The sequence below is a fragment of the Polaribacter sp. R77954 genome, assembly GCF_044595335.1.
In the GTDB taxonomy this organism is placed as follows: Bacteria; Bacteroidota; Bacteroidia; order Flavobacteriales; family Flavobacteriaceae; genus Polaribacter.
Window position 1 is genome coordinate 2992833 of sequence record NZ_CP138992.1, and the last position, 24218, is coordinate 3017050.

Below are 24218 nucleotides of genomic sequence, written 5' to 3' on the forward strand. Positions count from 1 at the left end.
GTAAACTAAATAAAAAATGGCTCTAAAAAGAGCCATTAAAAATTTTTAAATTAAACTGTAATTTACAGTTGGTAACGAACTCTTAGACTTATAAATCTAGGTAAAATAAAACGTTCGTTAGTTGTAAAAGCAATAATGCTTTGATTAACTGAGGCCTGAGAACCTGTAGCTAATAAGTTGCTACCTATTAACTCATATTCTAATTTGGCATCTCTATTTTTTCTGTATGCTAATTTTGCATTTAAAATACTAAAGGTATTTGTGCTTTCGCCATCTTGTATTTGATCTGTGTAAGAATAATCTGCTGTTAGAGTTAAAGAATTCCAGATGTATGCATCAAAATTAATAGATGGTGTGTGTGTTACTGTTTTTACATCTTGTGTTCTTGCAGTGTTGCTTTGATCATTAAAGTTTACATTGTATCGAAGGCTAACGTTTGGTGCTTTTGTAAAATTGGTACCAATTCTTGTATTAATACCTCTAGAAATATTTTCGTTAGTGTTCTCTAAAGAATTGATAAATTGGTAGCTTTTATTATACGAAAAATTACCTCCTAATCTTGCTGTTATTTTTCTGATGGTTTTACTTAAACTTGCAAATGCTGTAAAACTTTCGTTATCTAATGGCGAATTTATAGAAGTACTACTAGAAACTACAGATCCTGGCTCAAATATGGTGTTTCTATTTACTTGATCCATGGTTTTTCTATAATTTATTCTTGCAAAAACACTACTATTGTTGAATAAATTAAAGCTACTATAGTTTAAACTTACGTTATGAAAATTAGCATTTAAAAGCTCTGAATTACCAGCAAAAAACGAGTTGTAATTGTTAGCTACAATTCCTCTGGCAACTTGACTAACATCTGTAAAATTAACTTCTTGTTTATAGGTAAACCTTAAACTCTCGCTTCTTTTAAATTGTGCAATGGCTTCAAATTCTGGCAGCACTTTAAAAAAGGTGTCCTGAAAAAACTCTGTACCATATTGTGTATTATTAGAATTGTAAGAGTGCGCAGTAAAACCTGGAGTAATTGTAAAAATTCCGGTTTTTAAACGGTATCTTAAACCAGCATAAATATCTGTAAATTTATATTCGGTATCGTTGTTAATTTGTTCATCTTCTATACCATCAATTTCTGGATTTGGTATGTTAGTAGTACCTAATTGAAAAAACTCTGAATTAAAACTTTGATTACTTAAAATAGTACCTGCAACAAAATTCAAATTACTTTTTTGATTTAAAATGTAATAGTAATCTAATTTTGCATTTAGTTGGTTTGTTTTTACACGTCTGTCTTGTTCTAAATCATAAAAAGTTAAACTTCTGTCTAAACCTAGTGATTCTGCTGCATCATCAAAACCATCTGGAGGCATATCACCATCTGGATCATTATCATTGTTATTTGGGTCATTCTCTAAAGATGCAATATAAAAAGGATCTTCGTCTTGCAATAAATGCTGTACTTCTAACGCAAAAATACTCTTTTCACTAGCTGTATAAAAATAACTAAAATCTTGATTTATAGTAAAAGGTGTTGCTCTTTCTGTTTCTGTAATGTCACTTAAAACCTGAGAGTTTACATTATCTGTTCTAAACTCGTTTGTTAAACGACCTGTAATATTGTAGTTTAATTGATTGTTAAAATCTTTTTTGTAGATAGTACTAAACCTGAATAAACCTATATTACTGGTTTGGTCTGTAGTATTGTCTACAACATCATCTGGGGTATCAGGATCTACATAATCGATAGAATTGATGTTTCTTTGTCCATTGCTGTTTCCAGACCAAATTAAATATCCACTTAAATCTAATTTTGAATTCGGAGAATAACTAAAGTTTAAAGCAGATAATTTTGTTTCTATTCTATTGGCGTTTCTAGCACTGGCGTTTAAAATACCAATACCTGCATCAGGTGTACTAATATTTGTTCCATTGGATGGACTTTGGCTTCTAAAGCTTCCTCCAAAACTTCTTGCTTCTCTTCTACCAATAACTACTTCTCCCATATTATTTACATCACCAATAACATTAATGGTGTATTTGGGTGTATAATAAAATAGTTTAGGTTGAAATAGATACAAACCTGTGTCTGGAGAATCTCCTGCACCTGCTAAAATATCTCCGAACCAAAAGTTCTTTTTACCTTCTTTTAATTTGATGTTTATGGCAACTCTGTCTTGGTTGTTTTGAACTCCTTTTAATTGGTTTACATCACCATAATTTCTTAAAACTTGAATTTTATCTACAGCATTAGAAGGTATGTTTTCAGTAGCTAGTTTTGTGTCTCCACTAAAAAATTCTTTACCATCTACCATAATTTTTTCAACCGCTTTTCCTTCTACTTCTATTTGGCCATCATCGTTAATTTCTACACCAGGTAGTTTGTCTATTACATCTTTTAACTTTCGTTCAGAACCATTTTTAAAAGAATCTGCATTATAAATAATAGTATCTCCTTTAACTGTTACTGGCATTTTAGCAACAATGTTAATACCATCTAACATATTATCTTCATACATGGTGTAGTTTTTAGTGATATTGGTAGTGTTTGTTTTTACAAACTCACTAATTTCTTTAAAACCTACGTAGCTAATTTTAATATTGTAAATGGTGTTCTTTTTTAAATCTAATTTAAAGCTACCATTGGCATCAGAAAAACCATAAGATGCAATGGTTTTAGCAACAGTATCTAAAGCAATAATATTAGCCATTTCTAAAGGCTCTCCAATAGAGTCTTTTACAACCCCTGTGTATTTAATTTGGGCACTAGATACCCATGACACCATAAAAATGGTGATAAGTAATAATCTTTTCATTTGTTTGATTTGAATTAATTGAGTTGGGTTAAAAGCTACTGAAGCGTTTTTTAAAACCTTCTTCCACCACCACCTCTGCTTCTGTTTTGAAAACGTTCTTTAAGTTCTTCTGTTTTTACTTTTACAATTTCGTTGTACTCTTCTCTGTTTACTTTTTTACCTTTTTTAGGTTTTTTAATTTCCATAGCTTCTTCAGGATTTAATACAATTTCTGTACAAAGCATAGTTGTTCTACCAGCATTTAGTTCTAAAATTAAACCAGGTAATCCCCAATAACTTTCAGGGCCAGAACTAACAGGTATTTGCGGAGAGTACCAAGCAGTTACACTTAACAACTTAATTTCGTCTTTCTTTTCAGTTTTTGTAGAATCTTTGGCTTGGTTTCCTCTTCTTCCTCTTCTAAAAATACTACCCCAATCAATTTTGGTATCAACAGTGGTCATAGTGGCTTTGTAGCAAGTATACTGGCCTATTTTTTTTGTTTCGGTACCTAATTGCCATTTGGGCTGCTCCATTTCTTCTACAATTAGAAAACGTTTGCTAAAACTTTCAATGTCTTCTATCATTTCTTTTTCTTTTAAATTCTTGTAAATAGAACCTTGACCATTACTAGCTCCCCATCTAGATCGTGAAGCACCTGGAGCATCTAACTTTACATTTTCTTTAAATGAAGATTCTGATCTAGTAAAACTTAATGTGTAGGTTTTCTCTAAAAAGTTTTTCATTCTAGCGAGCCTTTCTTGTTTCTGTTGCTCTGTCATTTTATCTCCAAACATACTCATATCAACAGTAGTTTTAGACATGTAAGTTGCTTTTCCTTGAAAATCTTTTTGAGCGAAGGTTGTAATCGTTGCTAGCATTAAAACTAGCGTAAGTAATGGTTTCATTTTTTTTAGTTTTTACAAAAGTACCTGTTATAATATTCTGTAAGACTTAAAAAAAACTTAAAAGTTTAAAGACGTTAGGAAAAGTTTAACAAATGATTTTAGCCACCCATTTTAATATTAATTCCTCCACCAATATCTACGCCATTTCTACTTTTAAACTTTTCCATCATTTCTTTGGTTTTTTGTTTTTGAATTTCATCAAATTTCTTTTGAGTAACTACTTTTCCCTTTTCTGGTTCTTGGATTTTTATGATTTCTGTTGGATTTAAAACAATCTCTGTACAAACTATTAGATTTTTACCATCATTAATTTCTAAAATTAAACCAGGTAAACCTTGATAGTTTTTTGGGCCATTACTAATTGGTACTTGTAACGTATACCAAGCTGTAGTAACTTTAGTTGCTTTGGTTACAGTTTCTTTAGTCTCACCGTTAATAAAACTAATTTTTTTATTTTCTACCTCTTCTGTATAGGTTGCTTTATAACAGGTGTATTGTCCAATATTTTTTGTTTCAGTAGTCATTTTCCAATCATAAACAGGTAAAGCGTCTTTAACTAAGAAAACCTTGCCCATAATTTCTGTTTGATTTGCAAAACGTTTTTCTTTAAGGTTTTTATAATAAGTACTTCCTTTACCTGAACCACCAAGATTCATAACTACAACTCCTGTTCTGTTTGCTTTTGGATTAGGTGTTTTTAGTTTTTCTTCTTCCTTATAAACCGAACTCGTTTTGTCGAACTCTAAAATAAATGTTTTTTGATTCATTTTTTGTAACCTTTTTTGCAACTCTTCTTGCATTTTATCGGTAATGCCTTCTTGATTTTCTCCATATTTTACATTAGATTTTCTACTGGTTTTATAAGTAGCTTTGCCTGTAAAATTTTGTGCATTTATTACTGTAGCTAATAGTAATGCCAATATTGTTGTAGTGGTTTTCATAATTTATTCGTTTTCGTATTTTTTGTAAAGTTTTATTAGTCCGTTAATTCCTTTTTTTGATTTAATTATTAAATCATTAATATTTTCAGATTTTCCTTCAACAGAAAATTTACCTGTAATAGCACCTTTTTTATTTATAGATTTTTTTAAATCAATTCCAAAACTCAATTTTATAAGTTCCTCGTCTTTATTGTTTTCAAAGATAGCTTTTACATTATTCCAATCTATACTTTCCAATTCTTTAACAGTATCTACAGTAAAAGTCATAGAACTTATTTTTACATCTGTTGCTGTATTAATAGATTCATTTAAGGTAATTTTTTTATGTTGTGCTAACACAATTGTTGTACATAATAATAGAATTACTGTTGTAAGTTTTTTCATAATGAATTGTTTTATTGGATTACAGTACAAAGATGCAACATCAATTTACTTTTTAAGGTTAACGAACGTTAACGAGTGTTAACCAATTAATTTTCTTAAAATTAGAACCTATATTTGTAATATGAATACCCAAAAATACAAATGGCTTTTTTACTTAATAGCCCTCACAATTATTACAACAATTGGGGTTCAGTTTTACTGGAATTACAAAAACTACCAAGAAAACAAGCAAAGAGTTGCTAACGAAATTCAGCTAAGTTTAGACAATGCAATTGAAGAATACTTTTCTACTTTAGCAAAAAGCAATTTTTTAACCATTATTAATAACGATACAGATGCTGACCAAACTGTAAAACTTAAAAGCAATACTTCTTTCGATTCTATAATTTCTAAAATAAAAAACACTCCAAATTCTAAAGAGAACCTGAAACCTAAATTTACCATTAATAGTATTCAAATTTCTTCGGATGAAAATTTATCTCAAGAAAAAAGAGATTCTTTAATGCTTGGTACAAGAGAATTTGTTACTAAACTGAATTGGAAAAAAGATTCTTTACTGCGTTTACGATGGAAGAATGATTCAACTACTTCCTATACCCAATTTACAGATGATAAAAACGGAATTCATTTTGATAAAAACGGCAACAAAACTTCAGTAAAATATTTTAAAGGTAAAGCAGCTGCAGATAGTTTAAAACTAATTACCAACCTAAAACCCATTTTTGTTTCGTTTTTAGATCAATCTTTAGATTACAATACAATAGATTCTTTAATAGAAAATCAATTACACATCAAAGGCATTTACTTAAAAACAAGTTTTCATCATTTAAAAAATGACACCATTTTTAAAAGAACAAAAGACACTACTTTAGTAAATAAAAAATTCTCAGCAAACTCAAAATCTACTTATTTAAAAGACAATCAATCTTATAAATTATATTACAGCAACCCCAATTACGAAGCCCTTAAAAGGAGTTTTGGTGGCATTTTTCTATCGTTAATTTTGTCTTTATTAATTATTTCTTGTTTGTTTTATTTATTAAAAATCATTAATCAACAAAAAGAATTGGCTACCATTAAAAACGATTTAATTAGCAATATTACACACGAATTTAAAACGCCAATTGCTACAGTATCTACAGCTATTGAAGCTATTGAAAATTTTAATGTAATTGATGATAAAGAAAAAACCCAAAGATATTTGGCAATGTCTGCTGTACAATTAAAAAAACTGCATCAAATGGTAGAAAAATTGTTAGAAACTGCTACTTTAGATAGTGAACAATTAATGCTAAAAAAAGAAACTATTGATGTGGTTGAAATGACAGATAAACTAGTAAAAAAACACCAATTATTAGCCAATAACAAAGAGCTGCATTTTTCGTGGAACTTACAACCAAATTATGTAAATGTTGATGTTTTTCATTTCGAAAATGTAATTTCTAACTTAATAGACAATGCCATAAAATATGGTGGAAATACAATAGACATCAATATTAACTCTATTTTAAAATCTACAGAAATAACCATTGCTGATGATGGAAATGGAATTGAAAAAAATCAACAAGAAAAGATTTTCGACAAATTTTACAGAGTCCCAAAAGGAAATACACACGATGTAAAAGGCTTTGGAATTGGCTTGTATTATTGTAAAAAAATTATTGAAAAACATGCAGGAAGCATTGTGCTTTATTCCAACAAAAACCAAACCATTTTTAAAATTATCATACCCAATGTCTAAAATAAAAGTGCTTTTAGCTGAAGATGAAGCTAGTTTAGGAATGATTGTAAAAGAGAGTTTAGAAACTAGAAATTTTGTGGTTTATCATGCAGAAAATGGCGAAGAAGCGTATCAAATTTATCAAACAGAACAACCAGATATTTTGGTGTTGGATGTTATGATGCCCAAAAAAGACGGTTTTACTTTGGCTAAAGAAATAAGGCAAGAAAATAAAAATATTCCTATTATTTTTTTAACAGCAAAATCTCAGGTAAGTGATGTGGTTGAGGGGTTTAATCATGGTGGAAATGATTACTTAAAAAAGCCCTTTTCTATGGAAGAATTGATTGTGAGAATCAAAGCCTTACTCAATAGAATTGTACTAAAAACCAATGTAGAAACTCTTAAAATTGGCGAATATATTTTCAATTTTACCAAACAAACTTTGACTCATGCATCAAACGTAGAAAATTTAACGCATAGAGAAGCACAACTCTTATTTTACCTTATTGAAAAGAAAAATGAAGTTTTAGATAGAACCTTTATTTTAAATAAATTATGGGGGAATGATGATTTTTTTAATGCCAGAAGTATGGATGTTTTTATCAGTAAATTGCGCAAAAAATTGAAGAAGGATAGCAACATTCAAATTTTAAATGTACGTGGCTTTGGATACAAATTAATTTGTTAGTAATTCTGATACCCTATATTTTTTAGTACCTTTGGCATCTCTTTTTTTTAATCTTTTAGAACTTTTACAACTATGCACGTTGCAATTGCAGGTAATATTGGGGCTGGTAAAACCACACTAACCAAACTTTTAGCTAAACATTACAAATGGAAACCTCATTTTGAGTCTGTTGACGAAAATCCGTATTTAGATGATTTTTATGGAGAAATGGAACGTTGGTCTTTTAACTTACAGGTTTATTTTTTAAACAGTCGTTTTAGACAAATATTAGAATTAAGAAAAACAGGTAAAAGCATTATTCAAGATAGAACCATTTATGAAGATGCACATATTTTTGCACCCAATTTACATGCAATGGGTTTAATGACCAATAGAGATTATAGCAATTATAGTTCTCTTTTTGAGTTGATGGAAAATCTAATTTCTCCACCAGATTTGTTAATTTATTTACGTGCAGATATTTCTACCTTAGTAGGGCAAATTCATAAAAGAGGTAGAGATTACGAAAACTCTATTAGTATTGATTATTTAAGCAGATTAAATGAACGTTATGAAGCTTTTATTGCTAAATACACCAAAGGAAAACTTTTAGTAATTGATGTAGATAATTTAGATTTTGTTTCAAATCAAGAAGATTTGGGTTATATTATTGATAGAATAGACGCACAAATTAACGGGCTTTTTTAAAAAGGAACGAGATAAATATATAAAAAGGGAGTGATTCAAAGTGAATCACTCCCTTTTTTAGTTCTATTTCTTTAAAATATAAGCCTTTAAAATATAATCAACTTTAGGGTAGTTTTCTTTTAAAAAAGCATTCCCTTCTTTAGTTATTCTGCCTTGTTTACGGCCTAATTCATCACCATAACCATCGTAAAATTTTAAAACATTTTCTTCACCATCAATAACTTTAGCAATCACAGGAAAACCAGTGACACCAGAATAGTCTAACTTATCTAACCGAAAATTATCTTTTAAATTGATAAAAATTTGATTTGATCTTGAACTTACACCACCTCTAGCAAACGAAATTGTCATTTTGGCATTTTTTTCTAAAACAGGTTCGTCTTCAAGGCCTCTTTTTTGCCATGCATTATGGATTAACGTGTCATTATGAATACCAAATTGAGCCACAAAATTGGGCACCACTCTAAAAATAGCAACATCTACATAATAATCATTTTTAATTAGTTGATACAATCGATCTACTCCTTTTGGAGACCATTCTCTTTTGGCTTCAATATCAAAAATTCCTTTTGTAGTTTCAAATCTTGCTTTAAAAGTTGCTGGAGCTTCTTTTTTTAACCATTTTTCATTAAACTTTTTTGATGCACAAGATGCCATTATTAGTATTGATGCTAATAGTAAAATTCGTTTCATTCTATTTCTTTTTTATAAAATCAAAGGTATAAAAAGTAAAAACTATTTTAACTCTACATTTGTAGAATTAAAATTTTTATTCTATGTTTGTAGAGTGAAATATTTATAAGGATGCAATTATCAAAAACAGAAGAGCAATTAATGCAATATTTATGGAAGCGTAAAAAAGCATTTTTAAAAGATTTATTAGAAGATTTTCCAGAACCAAAACCAGCAACTACAACTGTTGCAACTCTTTTAAAAAGAATTAAAGACAAAGGTTTTATAGATTATAAATTATTCGGAAAATCTAGAGAATATTACCCAATCATAAAAAAAACAGATTATTTTTCGAAACACGTAAATGGTCTAATCAAAAATTTCTTCAATGATTCTGCTAGTCAGTTTGCATCTTTTTTTACAAAAGAAACAAATTTATCTACTGATGAATTAGAAGAATTAAAAAAAGTAATTGATTCTCAAATTAAAAAACAAAAAAAATGATTGCATATCTTTTAAAATCAGCAACTTGTTTAGCATTGCTTTTATTTTTCTATTACTTAGTTTTAGAAAGAGAGAAAATGCATAATTTTAATCGATTCTATTTAATAGGCAGTGTGTTCTTTTCATTTTTAGCACCTTTATATGTTATTTATATTGATGCAGCACCCATCATTATAGAAAATGCAACTACTTCAAATATAGCTTACCATACCGAAAATATTCCAACAGAAATTATTATTGAAAATACTTTTGATTACAATTCAATTTTAATCATCATATATTTTATAATATCAGCAATATTATGCATTCGCTTGGGTAAAAATTTATTCAATATAATTCATAAAACAAAGAAAAACACAGCAATTCCTTATCAAAAAGCAATTTTAATTTTGGTTGATGATCAAATATTACCTCATACATTTTGGAACTATATTTTCATCAACAAAAATGATTATGAAAATAAAAAGATTGAAAAAGAACTTTTTACACACGAGCTTACACATGTTACACAAAAACACACCTTAGATATAATACTCTTAGAATTATTACATGCCATTTTTTGGATAAACCCTTTCTTTATTTTGCTAAAAAAAGCGGTGCAACTAAATCACGAATTTTTGGCAGATGAGCGTGTAATTCATCAACATAAAAACACAATCCAATATCAGCACTTATTGGTAAATAAAGCTGCTTGGAAAAACGAATATTACTTGGCCAGTAATTTGAATTATTCACTTACTAAAAAAAGATTAAAAATGATGACCACACAAAGTTCAGGCAAAAAAATCTTGTTGAAAAAACTGGCGGTAATTCCGCTTTTAGCAGGATTTGTCTTCCTCTTTGCAGAAAGAGTTGAAGCGCAAGAAGTACAAGAAAATGTAGAAACAATTGTTGAGGATGTACCTTTTAAAAAAGATGATTTATCAAATTCGGAAATCTATAAAAATTACTTTTATAAAAACCTAACGATTCAAAGAAAAGGTGAGAATGGTAACACGATTTCTAAAAAATATAGCGAATTAAATGATGAGGAAAAAGCAAGATTGATGCCTCCTCCTCCTTTAAAATCAAAAAGAATAATTCCATCTAAAGCTCAATTTGAAGCTTTAAAAAACAGTGAGAAGTTTGCTGTTTGGATTGATGGAAAAGTAGTTAAAAACGAACTTTTAAATACTTACAAACACACAGATTTTGCTAGGTATTTTAATAGTCACGTTTATAAAAATGCAAGAAGCAAACGTTTTCCGCAAGAAAATCAGGCTAATTTAGAAACTACAGCCTATTTTAATGCTCAAAATAAAAAGCGAGTGGAGAAATTTATGAACTATATTAAAGAAGATCATAATATAATTGAAATTCAAGAGGATAAAGGAAACATCAAAATAATAGAAATTCAGGAGGATCCTAAATTTCATAAAAACTGGTACATCACTATAAATAGTGATAAATACTATTACACTTTTGATAAAAATGAAAGAATAGCTAGGTATTATTTAAATGGAAAATTAGTAAATCTTGATATTGTAAAAGAATACAAAAAGAAACATCTTATTTTTGAAAAGTTAAAGAGCACAGGTAAACATTATGTTTTTAAAACTAACAAAGAGCAAAAAGAAATAGATAGAGAATTTTCAGATTTAGGTGGTATGTATTTTAGAATGTCTAAAGCTGATAAAAACAAAGTAACTCGTCCTGAAACCCCTGTAAAACCTTATTTAAAATTAAGAAAAAACAATAAAGTTTTTTATAAGTTAAGATCAGAATTAACAGAAGAAGATAAATTATTAATTCCACCTCCACCACCAGTTCCTAATGCATCTGAAGAAGAGATTTTAAGATCAAAAAAAGCTTATAAAGCTTGGAAAAAAAGAACTGGAAATGACTTTGCTCCTCCACCTCCACCAAAAAATCATTTAGACCAAGTGATTGAAATGGCTAAAAAAGGAGCAAAATTTTATTACGAAAAAGAGCCAATACACTCTGATAAAGCAATAGCATTATTAAAAAAGAATAAAAATTTAACGATTCACTCAGAAAGCACAAATAACAGTAATTATAAAGTTTGGATTTCTAAAACACCCATAAAAAAATAATTTTAAACTTGTTTTAAAAGCCTTTAAATTTAAAAATTTAAGGGCTTTTTTTATGTAACAAATTCGCTTTTAAAACGTTGTATTTATACATTTAAATACAAAAACCTTGCTTAAAAATTTCTTTTTGACTTGTTCTGGTGTTGATAAAAACTTAATTAACGAATGTTCTAATGGCGAACAAAATAAATATGTTGGCATAGGTGCTACCGTATTTTTTACTGCAATTATGGCAACAATTGCTGGTTCGTATGCTTTATACACTGTTTTCGATAATTTGTATAGCGCTATTTTCTTCGGATTAATTTGGGGATTGTTAATTTTTAATTTAGATCGATTTATAGTCTCTACTATTAAAAAAACAGATTCTAAATGGAAAGAATTTGCACAAGCAACTCCTAGAATAATTTTGGCAATTATTATTGCCACTGTTATTTCGAAACCTTTGGAATTAAAATTGTTTGAAAAAGAAATCAATCAGGTTTTGTTAACAGAAAAAAACCAAATGACTTTGGATAACAAAACTCAAATTGCACAACAATTTACACCAGAGATTAATCAAATTAAGTCAGAAATTCAGACACTTCAACAAGAAATTATTCGCAAAGAAAAAGAAACCAATAACTTGTACGAAATTTATATTTCTGAAGCAGAAGGCACTACTGGAACAAAAAAATTAGGCAAAGGCCCCGTTTACAAGGAAAAAAGAGCAAAACACGATGCTTCTTTATTGGCTTTACAGCAACTGAAAAAAGAAAATTTAGCTAAAATTGAAGCAAAAGAAAATGCGATTGCTACTTTAATTAATAATCAAAAGTTAGCAGAAACAAAATCGCAACCTATAATTTCTAATTTTGATGGATTAATGGCAAGAATTAATGCTTTAGGCAAATTGCCATTCTTTACATCGTTTTTTATTTTCTTGCTGTTTTTGGCTATTGAAACCTCGCCAATTATTGCAAAATTATTAGCACCAAAAGGTGAATATGATTTTAAACTCGAAGAAAAATTATCTGCTGTTAAAACTTGGGCAACTCAACAAATGCAACAAAGAAAACAAATGCTAAATGCAGATATTACTATTGATAATAAAGTGTATAAAGATATTACTGCTGATGAAGAATTGTACAACTACAAACAGAAAATGGCAAGAGAATTAATGAAACTACAGGCTGATTCATTTTACAAAAAACAACAAAAAATGCTTTAAAAAGTTGTTGTTGCTAATACTGAAATTGATGTGTTTTTAGATTAAGAAATTTTAATTATTTTTAATCAATGCTTTAACTGAATCAATAGTATCAATATCTTTTACAGTTTTATCTTTTCGCCAACGTTTCATTCTTGGGAAACGTAAGGCTACTCCACTTTTATGACGTTTGCTGTAGGCAATGCCTTCAAAAACGATTTCAAAAACCAATTCTGGTTTTACAGTTCTAACCGGACCAAATTTTTCTATTGCATTTTGGTTTACCCAGCTTGAAATTTCTGTTATTTCTTTATCTGTTAATCCTGAATAGGCTTTAGCAACTGTAACTAATTTATCTTCATTTTTAACAGCAAACGTATAATCTGTGTATTTAGAGCTTCGTCTTCCACTTCCTTTTTGGGCGTAAATCATTACAGCATCAATGGTTAACGGATCTACTTTCCATTTCCACCAATCGCCTTTTTTTCTTCCAACATGATAAACAGATGATTTGTTTTTGAGCATTAATCCTTCTGAATTAAAACTTCTTGCTGCATTTCTTAAGGCATCCAATTCATCCCAATTTTTGAAAGTAATGACTTCGGATAATTTTAAAATGTTACTGGTATTTTGTTGGAATAATTGTTCTAGTTTTAGTCTTCTACCTGCCATAGATTGATTTCTCAAATCTTCATTATTCAATTCTAAGATGTCATAGACATACAAACCCACAGGCACTTCTTCTAATAATTTTTTGGTTACATTTTTACGATTCAATCGTTTTTGTAAATCGTTAAAAAGCAATACAGCACTGTCTTTAATGGCTAGTATTTCTCCGTCAATTACAAAATCTTCTTCTAATTTAGAAATAGTTTCTACCAACTCTGGAAACTGTTGCGTAACCAATTCTTCTCCTCTAGACCAAATAAAAACTTCATCTTTTCTCTTGATGATTTGTCCACGAATGCCATCCCATTTGTATTCCACTTGCCAGTCGTTTTCATCACCTAAATCTTGCAAATCTTTTTCTAAAGCATATGCCAAACAAAACGGATAAGGTTTGGAATTGTCGTAATTGATATGTTCTCCATGCAATAAGGCATCAAAAGAGATGGAATTTGGTGTCCAATTCCCAATAATACTGTGCATCAATTGATTGGCATCAATACCTGATAATTTGGCTAAAGCATTGACTAATGTTTTTTTTGAAACCCCGATTCTAAAACTACCACCAATTAATTTATTAAAAATTAAACGTTCTTGAGCGTTTAAACCATTCCAGGCTGTTAACACATATTCCTTTTTTTCTTCGTCTGTTTTTTGTTTTAGGTTGATGAGTTCATCAATCCAAATATGCAATGGTTTTTCAATATTGTTTTTAGGATTAGGTAATAAGAGTGCTAAAGTTTCTCCTAAATCTCCAACTGTGCTGTAACTTTCTAAAAACAACCATTCAGGAAGTTGGGTAATTTCCATACACCAAGCTTTCATTAAGGTAGATTTTACAGGTCTAGAAGGTCTTTTACCCGTAAATAAAGCAATCAACCACAATTTATCTTTATCTGGAGCCGTTTTAAAATAATTCACCAAAGCATCAATTTTTGCATTGGTTTTATTGGTGATTTCAATAGCACTAATCAAGTTAGAAAAATCTTTCATAGCTTATGAAATTGCTGTTTTTTGTTCATCAGCTTTTATCAATTCGTCTTCGCCAAATTCTGTTTTTAGTTCGTATGCTTCAATACCAATTTCATTCAAATACTTAGAAAAAACGGCTTGAGATCCGTGTGTAACATATACTTTTTCGGCTTCAGTAGCTTTTACTGCCTCTAATAATCCATCCCAATCTGCGTGATCACTTACTGCAAAACCAGCATCAACACCTTTCCAACGTCGGTTTCCACGAATATGCATCCAACCCGAACAAATTGCTGTGGCTGCATTTGGAATTCGTTTTAATAATCTAGAGCCTAATAGAGCAGGAGGTAAGATAACAATTTTATTTTGGATGTCGGTTTTTTTAGAATCTGCTGTAATTAAGGTTGATTCTGGTAATGCGATTCCTGAATTTTTAATAGCTTCATTTAAATTATGAATTGCTGAATGTACATAAATATCGGAAACTCCTTCAAGTAGTTTCATCACTCTTTGTGCTTTCCCTAAACTGTATCCTAAAAAAACACTCGTTCTATTGTTTTGTTGATTTCGTAAAACCCAATTTTGGATTTCTGTTTGCAATTCTTCTTCAGATTTCCATTTGTAAATAGGCAAACCAAACGTGCTTTCTGTGATGAATTCGTGGCATTTTACAGGCTCAAAAGGCGTAGTAAGAAAATCTGGCTGCGTTTTATAATCACCAGAAAAAACGACCACATAGCCTTTGTGTTCTAATTTGATTTGAGCAGAACCAATAATATGGCCTGCAGGAAAAAAACTCACTTTTACGCCGTTTATTTGTTTAGGTTGATTATAGCCTAAACTTTCAATAGAAATATCTCGACCAATTCTGTGTTGTAAAATTGCCTTAGAATCGTTATGACATAAATAATGCTTATTTCCCCATCTTGCGTGATCTGCGTGTCCGTGAGAAATTACGGCATAATCAACAGGATACCAAGGATCTAAATAGAATTTCCCTGGAATACAATAAATACCTTTTTTGGTAAATTTTACGAGTTTCAAATGTTAGTTTTTCCTAAAGATAAGCAATGGATTGTGGTTACACAATCCATTGTTTTTAATTTTATGTTCTTTTTAACAATTACAGTTTACCATCCAACTAATTCCGTATTTGTCTGTACATCTTCCATAATAACCCCATTCTCTTTCTTTAAATTCGTGATGTGTTATTCCTTCTTTAGAAAGGTTATTAAAAACATCTTCTGCCTCTTCATTATCATTTAAATCTACGCTAATGCTAATATTATTACCTGCGTTTAAAGGAGTGTCTGGAGAAGCATCATAAGCCATTAAATGAATTCCTTTTCCCTTTAACTCTGCATGTTGTAATTTTTTTCTGTGGGATAATGGAACATCTATTTTTTTATCATGGTATGTTTGTTTGTTTTTTACCTCTGCATTAAATAGTTCGCTGTAAAAGTTTAAAGCTTCGTTACAGTTTCCGTTAAACGTTAAATACGGTTGCACTCTCATCTCTTGTTTTTTTAAGTTTATATTAGATTCTTATCAAAATTATAAAACAAGAGTATTTATTTTTGCTGTTTTGATTTTTTTACGAACTGATTTGAAAATAGTTGAACAATAATTTGCTAAAAAATAATAACTTTATAAGTTAATGAAGCTGCTTATTGGTGATAAAATTACTTTTTTTTAGAACTGTTAAACGCTTTAATAACAGTATTGCTATTAAATAATTACACGTTCTTTTCCTTGTTTTTTTAAATTGTATAGAGGGTTGAGGTTAAGAAAAAAATATTCTGATTAACAATTACTCTTCTTTATATTCATAATATAAAAAATCGTTGTAAGGAAAACGTTGAATGTGAATTTTCTTTACCTCTTCATAGGTTTTTTCTTTAAAATCCTCTAGATTTTGTTTGTTTAAGGCAGATATAAAAATAGCCTCAACATTTTCTTTATTCATCCAAGTTTTTTCCCAATCTTGTAAGGTATAATGTTCTTTAGTTTTTTCGGTTTCTAAATCGTCTTCATCAATGGTTTCGTGTTGATAAGCATCAATTTTATTAAAAACCATTACAGTGGGTTTGTCTACACAATTGATATCATCTAAAATGGTATTTACAGAGGCTATGTGATCTTCGAAATTGGGGTGAGAAATATCAATAACGTGCAATAACAAATCAGCTTCGCGAACTTCATCTAAGGTAGATTTAAAAGATTCTACCAATTGTGTGGGTAATTTTCTGATAAACCCAACAGTATCTGTCATTAAAAACGGAATGTTTTTAATGACCACTTTACGCACAGTAGTATCTAAAGTTGCGAAAAGCTTATTTTCTGCAAAAACCTCGCTTTTGCTAATTACATTCATTAAGGTCGATTTACCAACATTGGTGTAACCCACCAAAGCTACTCTTACCATTTTACCACGGTTCTTTCTCTGAACCGCCATTTGTTTATCGATAGTTTTGAGACGTTTTTTTAATAAAGTAATTTTATCGCGAATAATACGTCTGTCTGTTTCAATTTCGGTTTCTCCAGGTCCACGCATTCCAATTCCTCCTTTTTGTTTATCAAGGTGAGTCCAAAGACGCGTTAAACGCGGTAATAAATATTCGTGTTGTGCTAATTCTACCTGAGTTTTTGCAGAGCTTGTTTGTGCTCTTTGTGCAAAAATATCTAAGATTAAATTGGTTCTATCTAAAATTTTGCAATCTAAAATTTTCTCAATATTACGTAATTGAGCAGGGGAGAGCTCATCATCAAAAATGGCAGTACCAATATGATTTGATTGAATATAATCTCTTACATCTTCTAGCTTACCAGCGCCTAAAAAAGTCTTTGGATTTGGTTTATCTAACTTTTGAACAAAACGTTTTACAGCAACTCCACCAGCAGTAGATGTTAAAAACTCTAACTCATCTAAATATTCTTCAGATTTTGCTTCATCTTGTTGTTGTGTAATTACACCGATTAAAACGGCCTTTTCAGAAATGGCTTCTTTTGCATCTATCATAGATTACAAAAGTACGAACTATTTTGAACTAAAAAATAGAAAAGTTGACATCAAAAAAATGAATTTTTAATGCCAACTTTATCAATCAATCAACCAAACTAACTTTAATGAAAAATTAAACAAGCTTTATGTAAATTTATTTTTCTAAAGAAAAAGAACAAAAACAAAAAATAATAAACTAAAACTTGAAAAAATTACTTTAATATTACTTCATGCAAATATAAAAGTAATACTATTGTGAAAGAAGGTTAAACTTCTATTTAACAAAAATTTATCATTATGTAATGAAGAGTTTAAGAGAAATAAAAAAAGCCTCACAGTTGGAGGCTTTAACAAACAAACTCAAAATAAGTTGAGGATAATATAAACTAGTTTTTTATAAATTTTATAGGTAGTGTGTAAGTTGCAAAGTATTTTACATTTTTAATGTTAGCCTCTTTGTAATTTAGTTTATTTTTTATAAAAGTTGAAATGTTTTCTTGTTTTGTATCAACAGAAAGTACAATAATTTCTCCTTTTCTATTAATCATAAATTTAACAGCTGCTTTTTCTGTTTGCGTGTCTAAAACATTTTGATAGTTGCCTAGAAGTGTTATAATTTTTGTTCTTAATTTGTTGCTAACTTCGTCTCTAATTGAGCGGTTGTTGTTAGAAAATGTTGTAAATGTTGTCATTAAAGTGATTAACAATAAGATGGAAAGCTTTTTCATTTTTTTAAATTTTAATATGATTAAATAATACTGTAAATTTAATTGAAGACTAATTTTAAAAAAGAAAATAAACGTTATATAAATGTGTGCTATTGGTTAGGTTTTGGGGTGTTTTTTATGGCTTAACATTATATTTATACTACTAATAAAGTGTTAATAGTTATTAAAATTATATTGATTTTATAACGAAAGATAGAATGTGCCAAAAAAATAAAATACAAATACAGTAAGTTGTTAAAAACACTACAAAAGTTAGTATTAAATTAATATTAAGCGCACTATAAAAAGTGTTTCTAACATAATGAAAAAGTTTGTTTTTTAGCAAAGAAAAAGCCTCAATATATATTGAGGCTTTAACTAATTAATTCAAATTTTTAATGCTTTTACTTGTCGTTTTTCATAGATTATGTATTTTAGTGCGATTTATTTTTTTATATCATCAATAATATGTTGCAAATTTAAGAATTTTGTAATTATTATACGTTATAATAACGTTAATAAAACAAGATGAAACAGTTATTATCTAATTTTTTCTAATTACTTACGTTTACCAAAAAGATTATTTTATGTTTCCATTAAAAGTATCTAATCAACAGAGAAAAAATAACATTACTGTTGCTTTTTATAATGTAGAAAATTTATTTGATACTATTGATGATCCAAAAACTGATGATGATGATTTTACACCAGAGGGTAAAAAAAAGTGGACCTACAAACGTTATCGTAATAAAATAAAAAAATTAGGTTCAGTAATTTCTCAATTGGGTTTAAATGCATCTAAATATCCACCTGCAATTGTTGGTTTGGTAGAAGTAGAAAACGCAAAAGTAGTGGCAGATTTGGTAAATGCTGAGCATTTAAGAAAACACCATTATGAATTTGTACACCATAATTCACCAGATGAAAGAGGAATTGATGTGGCTTTGTTATATAATAAAATTGCCTTTGAGTTTATTGAATCTGAAACCTATCCTGTTTTTCTAGAAACCGAAATCGGAGAAAGAGATTATACTAGAGATATTTTAAAAGTTAGCGGAAATTTATATGGAGAGTTAATTCATATTTTAGTAAATCATTGGTCCTCTAGAAGAGAAGGAGCTGCAGAAACTGCACATAAAAGAATTACAGCTGCAAAAACTGTACGAGCTATTATAGATGATATTCATACCAAAGAAATGAGCCCGAAAATTATTATTATGGGCGATTTTAACGACGATCCTACAAGCAAAAGCGTAGCGAAATATTTGGTTCAAGATGATTTTTATAATCCGATGAAAAGTTTGTTGGATAAAGAAAAAAGCGGAACACTTACTTATAATGGAAATTGGAATTTGTTCGATCAAATTATTTTTTCTAAAAACTTTTTAGACAAAGAATCAGGTAAGTTTTACTTGAAACACGCAGAGGTTTTTAATAAAGATTGGATGAAAATTTATAGCGGTAAATTTAAAGGTAGCCCTTTTAGAACCTATATTGGTAAATGGTATCAAGGTGGTTTTTCAGATCATTTTCCTGTCTACGCTTTTTTAAAAAAGAAAGGCTAATTATCATCCTGCTTTTTAAAGGCAGCTAAAATCTTCTCATCATTTAATATGTATTTTTTGTATTTGCCATCTTTGTATCTGTAGTAAATAAACAAAGGCATAAATATAAAAGACAAAAATAAAACCCCTAAACCCATTACAATTTGGGCTTTTTCGTGTTCGGTGTTTACAAGAAAAGCTCCTGTAATCATCCAAAGAATAAAAATTCCGAACATTATTTTTAACGCTAACTTCATGTTACAAAATTACAAAAGTTATATCTTTAAATACAATTTGAAATCAATTTCATAAATTAAACTTTTCTATATGGCTACCAAAGCAATAATTTTACCATTTTTAAGTATCATATGTTTATTTGGTTGCAATATTACACCTAATAAAGAATCTAAAATGGAAAAAAAAATAGTAATTGCTCACAGAGGTGCTTCTGGATATTTACCTGAACATACTTTAGAGGCAAAAGCAATGGCACATGCCATGAATGCTGATTTTATTGAACAAGATGTGGTTTTAAGTAAAGATGATGTACCCATTGTTATTCATGATATTTACTTGGATGATGTTACAGATGTGGCATCAAAATTTAGTGAAAGAAAACGAAAAGACAATCGTTATTATGTGATTGATTTTACGTTCAATGAACTACAAACATTAAAAGTTACAGAACGTTTTAATCCAAAAACAGGACAACAAGTTTATAAAAACCGTTTTCCGAAATGGAAAGCTAGTTTTAGATTACATTCTTTACAAGAAGAAATTGAATTGATTCAAGGGTTAAATGCATCTACAGGAAAAAATATTGGAATTTATCCAGAAATTAAAGCGCCTGAATTTCATCAAAAAGAAGGGAAAAAAATTTCTGAAATTGTGCTAAAAATTTTGTCTGATTATGGATATCATAGTAAAAAAGACAATTGTATTTTACAGTGTTTTGATGCTAAAGAATTGCAAAGAATTAGAAAAGAATTAAAATCTGAATTATTTTTAATGCAATTGATAGAGTTTCCTGAAGAAACAAAACATCTTGATTTTTTTGCAACCTATGCAGACGGAATTGGCCCTTGGTATACACAAATTTTAGATAAAAAAGTGGAAGGAAGATGGCAATTTACAGATTTGGTTGCAGAAGCACATCAATTGGGTTTAAAAGTGCATCCTTATACCTTTAGAGCAGATGCTTTAGGAGAATTTACATCATTTGAAAAAATGGTACACACTCTTTTAATTGATGCTGAGGTTGATGGTGTATTTACTGATTTTCCAGACTTGGTTTTAAAGTTTTTAGAAAAGCAAAATCATGAATTTTAAATTATGGCATAATTTTGAAATATTGTTGTTATTTTATAAGATATAAGTGATTATCATTAACACAATATATATCTTTGTAAAGAAATTGTAAATATTTAGTTAATGGAGTTGACTTCTTTTTCGATACAACACACAAACAATAAATTAGAATTATTTTCTACTACAGATAACATTTATGTTGCTGAGTGGTATATGGATTTTGGAAAATTAGGTTGTGAAATTTTCGACGCGAATCAAAAACTTATCTACAAAATAATCAAGCAGTTTCAATTCTGGAGATGGCAAATGGTGTATCATATCCAAAAAAATGAAGCTACATTACCCGATTTAATTTCTCAGAATAATAGAAAAACAATTTATGCTGTTGACGTAAATCAGATTCATTATGACATAAAAATTCATTATAAGAAGAAATTATCTATATATAAAAACGATGTTAAAATTGCAGAAATAGACGAGTCTTATTCCGATAAAAACTCCCCAGAAAGTATAAAATTATTGTTACTGGATGCAAAAGATATAGAAATCTGTTTTTTGTTGTTTTCTTGTTTAAAAATTGGTGAAGCAGGAGGTCAAAAAAAACCAACTTTTACCAGTCAGAAGCAATTAGAGGTTAACGAGGATCCTTGGATTTAGAAAATAACATTATAGCTCTCTAACAAATCTTTTAGTTATTGTTTTTAAATATTTTGTAGTGTTTTTCATTGCATCGTTAAAATCTTTAGCAACAGTCATAATATCATCCGCATATAAAATTCCAATACTGTATAATTCATTTTGATTCATTTCTATTTTTCCACAAAAAGCAGCCACGTTTATCTTTTGCTTTTGGGCAGATTCTAAAACACCTTGTATGGTTTTGCCAGACAAAGTTTGGTTGTCTAATTTACCTTCGCCAGTAATAATCCAATCTGTATTTTTAATTTTTTCATCAAAATTAGCCAGGTTTTTTACCAATTGAATTCCTGGCTCTAAAAATCCGTTTAAAAATAATTTTGAGGCAATTCCCATTCCACCTGCAGCACCTGCACCTTTAACAGACTGAACATTGATTGTAAAAACATCGTTTAAAATTTTAGCAAAATCTTCTAACCCTTTATTTAGTAAAATAATTTCTTTTTCTGATGCTCCTTTTTGCGCTCCATACACATAAGCAGCTCCATTTTTACCATATAAAGGATTGGTAACATCGCAAGCAATTTTAAAATCTACATTGCTTATTCCTTGATTAATTTCTGAAGCATTTATCGATTTAATTTTCGATAAATTTGCACCAATTGGCTTTACTAAATTATTATTTTCATCTAAAAATTGATACCCTAAAGCAGCAGCCATTCCTATTCCACAATCGTTAGTTGCACTACCTCCAATACCTAAAATGATTGTTTTTGCACCTTTATTTATGGCATCAGCAATCATTTCTCCAGTTCCAAAAGTGGTAGCATTTATGCAATCGAATTCAGTTTTATCTAATAATTTTACACCAGAAGCTTCTGCCATTTCTATAAACGCAGTTTTAGAATTTTCTGAATATAAATACGAAGCTTTAACAGGTTTAAAAAAAGGATTGTTTACAGTAATTTCAATTATTTTTCCTTTTAAATAGAAATTGACAACTTCTATTGTACCATCTCCACCATCTGCAAGCGGAAGTTGTACAACCTCTATATTAGAGTTTTTTGTTAGAATTTCTTTTTCTACAATTTCGCAAAAGTCTAAACCTGTAAGCGAATTTTTAAATTTATCTGGTGCTATAACAATTTTCAAAACTTAATTTTTAACTTAGAAAATTAACTAAAAACATTGCTAAAATTACAATGATGATAAAGTAACCTAATAATAATACAACTTCTTTTTTACCTCCTTTATAAAATACAACTTCTAAACCTTCTCTAGCTTCTCTTTTTATTACCAAACTTACTGTATAAGCTACAAACATAGTTACCAAACAGCCAATTGCATTCCACCAAAACCAAAACACATTAGGTACATACAACCATAGATACATGTTAAAAGCTACACCTGCAATTATACCAATATTGGCACCTAAAGCGTGGGTTCTTTTTGTTAAAATTGCCAAGATAAAAGCGGCTAAAATTGGGCCGTAAAAAATAGAACTTATTTTATTAATCACCTCAATTACAGTACCTTCTATACTCCCTGCAAAAAAGGCGAAAAACAAACAAACTAATCCCCAGAAAATAGATAATAATCTAGAATAAGATACATATTGTTTGTCGGAAATATTAGGTTTAAATCTTTTGATAAAATCTTCTAAAGAAACTGCGGATAACGAATTTACTGTAGAACTTAATGATGACATGGCTGCAGACATTATAGCCACAATTAAAATACCAATTATACCATTTGGTAAATATTTAATGATAAAAACTGGCACCATTAAATCTGCTTTTTTGCCTTCTAAACTTCCAATATTTGTTTGATAAACGCTATCCATTAAAGATTGAAAACTTGCATCTTGCAACAATAAAGTTCCTAAAACCAACCCCATAACACAATAGGTTAATGTTATTGGAAAACGCAATAAACCATTGGCTAACAATAATTTTTTAATGGTTGGCATTCCTTTGGCAGATAATAATCTTTGCGATTGTGTTTGGTCTGTACCATAATAAGAAGCATATAAAAAGAAACCTCCAATTACCATTGGCCAAAAACCAAACTCATCATTTTTATCAGCATTATTAAAACCCCATTTAGAAAAATCTACAGCAGTTAACCTTTCTTTATCTACATTAGTTAAAAAATTTTCGAAACCACCAAGTTCGCTAATACCATAAATTAAACAAACAACAATACCAAAAAAGAGAATACACATTTGTATAACATCTCCCCAAATAACAGCTTTCATACCACCTTGAAAAGAATAAATCATTGTAATAATTCCGATGATTAATACTGAAATCCAAAAGTCGATACCCACTGTTGCTTGTAAAATTAAAGCCATTGTGTACACCATAACTCCTGTTGCAACAGATCTACTAATTTGAAAAACAAAACTGATTAACAATCGAGATGAAGCATCAAAACGCTTTTCTAAATACTCATAAACACTTACAATACCAGAATTATATAACGTAGGAATTATTGCAATTAACAAAAAAGCCATTGCTAAAGGCACACCAAATTCGTAGGTTAACCATTGCAAACCTCCACCTTGTTTTAAACCTACAAAAGCAGGTGCAGAAATAAAACTAATCGCAGAAAGTTGAGTTGCCATGGTTGACAAACTCAATGGAAACCACCCCATAGATTGCCCGCCTAAAAAGTAATCTTTAGAGTTTTTGTTTTCTTTAAAAAAGTAACCTATTCCTAAAAATCCTAAGAGGTAAACTACAATAATTATGTAATCTATATAATTCATAATTCTAATTTTTGTGCTTGGTTAAAAGTA

General features: G+C 29.3%; 22 protein-coding genes. 9 read left to right on the forward strand and 13 right to left on the reverse strand.

Annotated elements, in window-relative coordinates:
- Window positions 1-62 precede the first annotated feature (62 nt).
- The 4 genes from SJY27_RS13030 to SJY27_RS13045 form a co-directional block, all read right to left on the reverse strand.
- Entirely contained in the window at window positions 63-2819 is a 2757-nt protein-coding gene (locus SJY27_RS13030; RefSeq protein ID WP_397445297.1) for a carboxypeptidase-like regulatory domain-containing protein, read from the reverse strand.
- Between the two features lie 50 nt (window positions 2820-2869).
- Window positions 2870-3706 carry a GLPGLI family protein gene (locus SJY27_RS13035; protein WP_397445298.1) on the reverse strand — a complete coding sequence of 279 codons (837 nt, stop codon included), beginning with the start codon at window positions 3704-3706 and terminating at the stop codon, window positions 2870-2872.
- 98 nt (window positions 3707-3804) lie between these two features.
- The gene (locus tag SJY27_RS13040) at window positions 3805-4647 is read right to left on the reverse strand and encodes a GLPGLI family protein (protein WP_397445299.1); all 843 of its coding nucleotides are present in this window, start codon (window positions 4645-4647) and stop codon (window positions 3805-3807) included.
- 3 nt (window positions 4648-4650) lie between these two features.
- A complete protein-coding gene (locus tag SJY27_RS13045; protein WP_397445300.1) occupies window positions 4651-5031 on the reverse strand; it encodes a hypothetical protein in 381 nt (126 codons plus the stop codon).
- A 121-nt stretch (window positions 5032-5152) separates the two neighbouring features.
- Here SJY27_RS13045 and SJY27_RS13050 point away from each other — a divergent pair, with 121 nt between their 5' ends.
- The 3 genes from SJY27_RS13050 to SJY27_RS13060 all read left to right on the forward strand — a co-directional run bounded on the left by SJY27_RS13050 (window position 5153) and on the right by SJY27_RS13060 (window position 8129).
- Window positions 5153-6772: a sensor histidine kinase gene (locus tag SJY27_RS13050; RefSeq protein ID WP_397445301.1), complete on the forward strand. Its 1620-nt coding sequence runs from the start codon at window positions 5153-5155 to the stop codon at window positions 6770-6772.
- Window positions 6765-7442: a response regulator transcription factor gene (locus SJY27_RS13055; protein ID WP_397445302.1), complete on the forward strand. Its 678-nt coding sequence runs from the start codon at window positions 6765-6767 to the stop codon at window positions 7440-7442. The genes SJY27_RS13050 and SJY27_RS13055 overlap by 8 nt, the downstream gene beginning before the upstream one ends.
- Before the next feature lie 72 nt (window positions 7443-7514).
- On the forward strand, window positions 7515-8129 hold the full coding sequence (locus tag SJY27_RS13060; protein WP_397445303.1) for a deoxynucleoside kinase: 615 nt from the start codon (window positions 7515-7517) through the stop codon (window positions 8127-8129).
- A 63-nt stretch (window positions 8130-8192) separates the two neighbouring features.
- Here the strand turns inward: SJY27_RS13060 and SJY27_RS13065 are convergent, their stop codons facing one another.
- A complete protein-coding gene (locus tag SJY27_RS13065) occupies window positions 8193-8822 on the reverse strand; it encodes a peptidylprolyl isomerase (protein ID WP_397445304.1) in 630 nt (209 codons plus the stop codon).
- Window positions 8823-8933: 111 nt separating this feature from the next.
- Between SJY27_RS13065 and SJY27_RS13070 the strand changes: the two genes are divergently transcribed.
- The 3 genes from SJY27_RS13070 (at window position 8934) to SJY27_RS13080 (ending at window position 12605) form a co-directional block, all read left to right on the forward strand.
- A complete protein-coding gene (locus SJY27_RS13070) occupies window positions 8934-9305 on the forward strand; it encodes a BlaI/MecI/CopY family transcriptional regulator (RefSeq protein ID WP_397445305.1) in 372 nt (123 codons plus the stop codon).
- Window positions 9302-11398 carry a M56 family metallopeptidase gene (locus SJY27_RS13075; RefSeq protein WP_397445306.1) on the forward strand — a complete coding sequence of 699 codons (2097 nt, stop codon included), beginning with the start codon at window positions 9302-9304 and terminating at the stop codon, window positions 11396-11398. The genes SJY27_RS13070 and SJY27_RS13075 overlap by 4 nt, the downstream gene beginning before the upstream one ends.
- 106 nt (window positions 11399-11504) lie before the next feature.
- Complete coding sequence (locus SJY27_RS13080) at window positions 11505-12605, forward strand: DUF4407 domain-containing protein (RefSeq protein ID WP_397445307.1); 1101 nt, start codon at window positions 11505-11507, stop codon at window positions 12603-12605.
- A 51-nt stretch (window positions 12606-12656) separates the two neighbouring features.
- On the opposite strand, the gene SJY27_RS13085 is transcribed toward SJY27_RS13080, so the two are convergent.
- The 5 genes from SJY27_RS13085 to SJY27_RS13105 form a co-directional block, all read right to left on the reverse strand.
- On the reverse strand, window positions 12657-14243 hold the full coding sequence (locus SJY27_RS13085) for an ATP-dependent DNA ligase (protein ID WP_397445308.1): 1587 nt from the start codon (window positions 14241-14243) through the stop codon (window positions 12657-12659).
- Between the two features lie 3 nt (window positions 14244-14246).
- Complete coding sequence (locus SJY27_RS13090; protein WP_397445309.1) at window positions 14247-15266, reverse strand: ligase-associated DNA damage response exonuclease; 1020 nt, start codon at window positions 15264-15266, stop codon at window positions 14247-14249.
- A 72-nt stretch (window positions 15267-15338) separates the two neighbouring features.
- The gene (locus SJY27_RS13095; protein ID WP_397445310.1) at window positions 15339-15737 is read right to left on the reverse strand and encodes a VOC family protein; all 399 of its coding nucleotides are present in this window, start codon (window positions 15735-15737) and stop codon (window positions 15339-15341) included.
- Between the two features lie 295 nt (window positions 15738-16032).
- Window positions 16033-17241, reverse strand: a complete 1209-nt coding sequence (gene hflX, locus SJY27_RS13100) for a GTPase HflX (protein ID WP_397445311.1) — start codon at window positions 17239-17241, stop codon at window positions 16033-16035.
- A gap of 368 nt (window positions 17242-17609) precedes the next feature.
- A complete protein-coding gene (locus SJY27_RS13105) occupies window positions 17610-17951 on the reverse strand; it encodes a hypothetical protein (RefSeq protein WP_397445313.1) in 342 nt (113 codons plus the stop codon).
- A 566-nt stretch (window positions 17952-18517) separates the two neighbouring features.
- Between SJY27_RS13105 and SJY27_RS13110 the strand changes: the two genes are divergently transcribed.
- A complete protein-coding gene (locus SJY27_RS13110; protein ID WP_397445315.1) occupies window positions 18518-19495 on the forward strand; it encodes an endonuclease in 978 nt (325 codons plus the stop codon).
- Here SJY27_RS13110 and SJY27_RS13115 read toward each other — a convergent pair.
- Window positions 19492-19710 (reverse strand): hypothetical protein, encoded by a 219-nt coding sequence (locus tag SJY27_RS13115; RefSeq protein ID WP_397445316.1) that lies wholly within the window; start codon window positions 19708-19710, stop codon window positions 19492-19494. The two genes, SJY27_RS13110 and SJY27_RS13115, sit on opposite strands and share 4 nt — an antisense overlap.
- A gap of 91 nt (window positions 19711-19801) precedes the next feature.
- On the opposite strand from SJY27_RS13115, the gene glpQ reads away from it, so the two are divergent.
- Window positions 19802-20803, forward strand: coding sequence for a glycerophosphodiester phosphodiesterase (glpQ, locus tag SJY27_RS13120; RefSeq protein WP_397445317.1), 1002 nt, complete (start codon window positions 19802-19804; stop codon window positions 20801-20803).
- A 102-nt stretch (window positions 20804-20905) separates the two neighbouring features.
- Window positions 20906-21439, forward strand: a complete 534-nt coding sequence (locus tag SJY27_RS13125) for a hypothetical protein (RefSeq protein WP_397445318.1) — start codon at window positions 20906-20908, stop codon at window positions 21437-21439.
- Between the two features lie 9 nt (window positions 21440-21448).
- Here the strand turns inward: SJY27_RS13125 and SJY27_RS13130 are convergent, their stop codons facing one another.
- Complete coding sequence (locus tag SJY27_RS13130) at window positions 21449-22570, reverse strand: glycerate kinase (protein ID WP_397445319.1); 1122 nt, start codon at window positions 22568-22570, stop codon at window positions 21449-21451.
- A gap of 10 nt (window positions 22571-22580) precedes the next feature.
- Window positions 22581-24188 carry a sodium:solute symporter gene (locus SJY27_RS13135; protein ID WP_397445320.1) on the reverse strand — a complete coding sequence of 536 codons (1608 nt, stop codon included), beginning with the start codon at window positions 24186-24188 and terminating at the stop codon, window positions 22581-22583.
- Between the last annotated feature and the right edge of the window lie 30 nt (window positions 24189-24218).

Coding starts and splice junctions, on each gene's coding strand:
- SJY27_RS13070 (WP_397445305.1), top strand. CDS start 8,934: ATGCAATTATCAAAAACAGAAGAGCAATTAATGCAATATTTATGGAAG.
- SJY27_RS13135 (WP_397445320.1), bottom strand. CDS start 24,188: ATGAATTATATAGATTACATAATTATTGTAGTTTACCTCTTAGGATTT.
- SJY27_RS13065 (WP_397445304.1), bottom strand. CDS start 8,822: ATGAAACGAATTTTACTATTAGCATCAATACTAATAATGGCATCTTGT.
- SJY27_RS13075 (WP_397445306.1), top strand. CDS start 9,302: ATGATTGCATATCTTTTAAAATCAGCAACTTGTTTAGCATTGCTTTTA.
- SJY27_RS13095 (WP_397445310.1), bottom strand. CDS start 15,737: ATGAGAGTGCAACCGTATTTAACGTTTAACGGAAACTGTAACGAAGCT.
- SJY27_RS13030 (WP_397445297.1), bottom strand. CDS start 2,819: ATGAAAAGATTATTACTTATCACCATTTTTATGGTGTCATGGGTATCT.
- SJY27_RS13115 (WP_397445316.1), bottom strand. CDS start 19,710: ATGTTCGGAATTTTTATTCTTTGGATGATTACAGGAGCTTTTCTTGTA.
- hflX (WP_397445311.1), bottom strand. CDS start 17,241: ATGATAGATGCAAAAGAAGCCATTTCTGAAAAGGCCGTTTTAATCGGT.
- SJY27_RS13055 (WP_397445302.1), top strand. CDS start 6,765: ATGTCTAAAATAAAAGTGCTTTTAGCTGAAGATGAAGCTAGTTTAGGA.
- SJY27_RS13045 (WP_397445300.1), bottom strand. CDS start 5,031: ATGAAAAAACTTACAACAGTAATTCTATTATTATGTACAACAATTGTG.
- SJY27_RS13085 (WP_397445308.1), bottom strand. CDS start 14,243: ATGAAAGATTTTTCTAACTTGATTAGTGCTATTGAAATCACCAATAAA.
- SJY27_RS13035 (WP_397445298.1), bottom strand. CDS start 3,706: ATGAAACCATTACTTACGCTAGTTTTAATGCTAGCAACGATTACAACC.
- glpQ (WP_397445317.1), top strand. CDS start 19,802: ATGGCTACCAAAGCAATAATTTTACCATTTTTAAGTATCATATGTTTA.
- SJY27_RS13125 (WP_397445318.1), top strand. CDS start 20,906: ATGGAGTTGACTTCTTTTTCGATACAACACACAAACAATAAATTAGAA.
- SJY27_RS13040 (WP_397445299.1), bottom strand. CDS start 4,647: ATGAAAACCACTACAACAATATTGGCATTACTATTAGCTACAGTAATA.
- SJY27_RS13060 (WP_397445303.1), top strand. CDS start 7,515: ATGCACGTTGCAATTGCAGGTAATATTGGGGCTGGTAAAACCACACTA.
- SJY27_RS13050 (WP_397445301.1), top strand. CDS start 5,153: ATGAATACCCAAAAATACAAATGGCTTTTTTACTTAATAGCCCTCACA.
- SJY27_RS13110 (WP_397445315.1), top strand. CDS start 18,518: ATGTTTCCATTAAAAGTATCTAATCAACAGAGAAAAAATAACATTACT.
- SJY27_RS13105 (WP_397445313.1), bottom strand. CDS start 17,951: ATGAAAAAGCTTTCCATCTTATTGTTAATCACTTTAATGACAACATTT.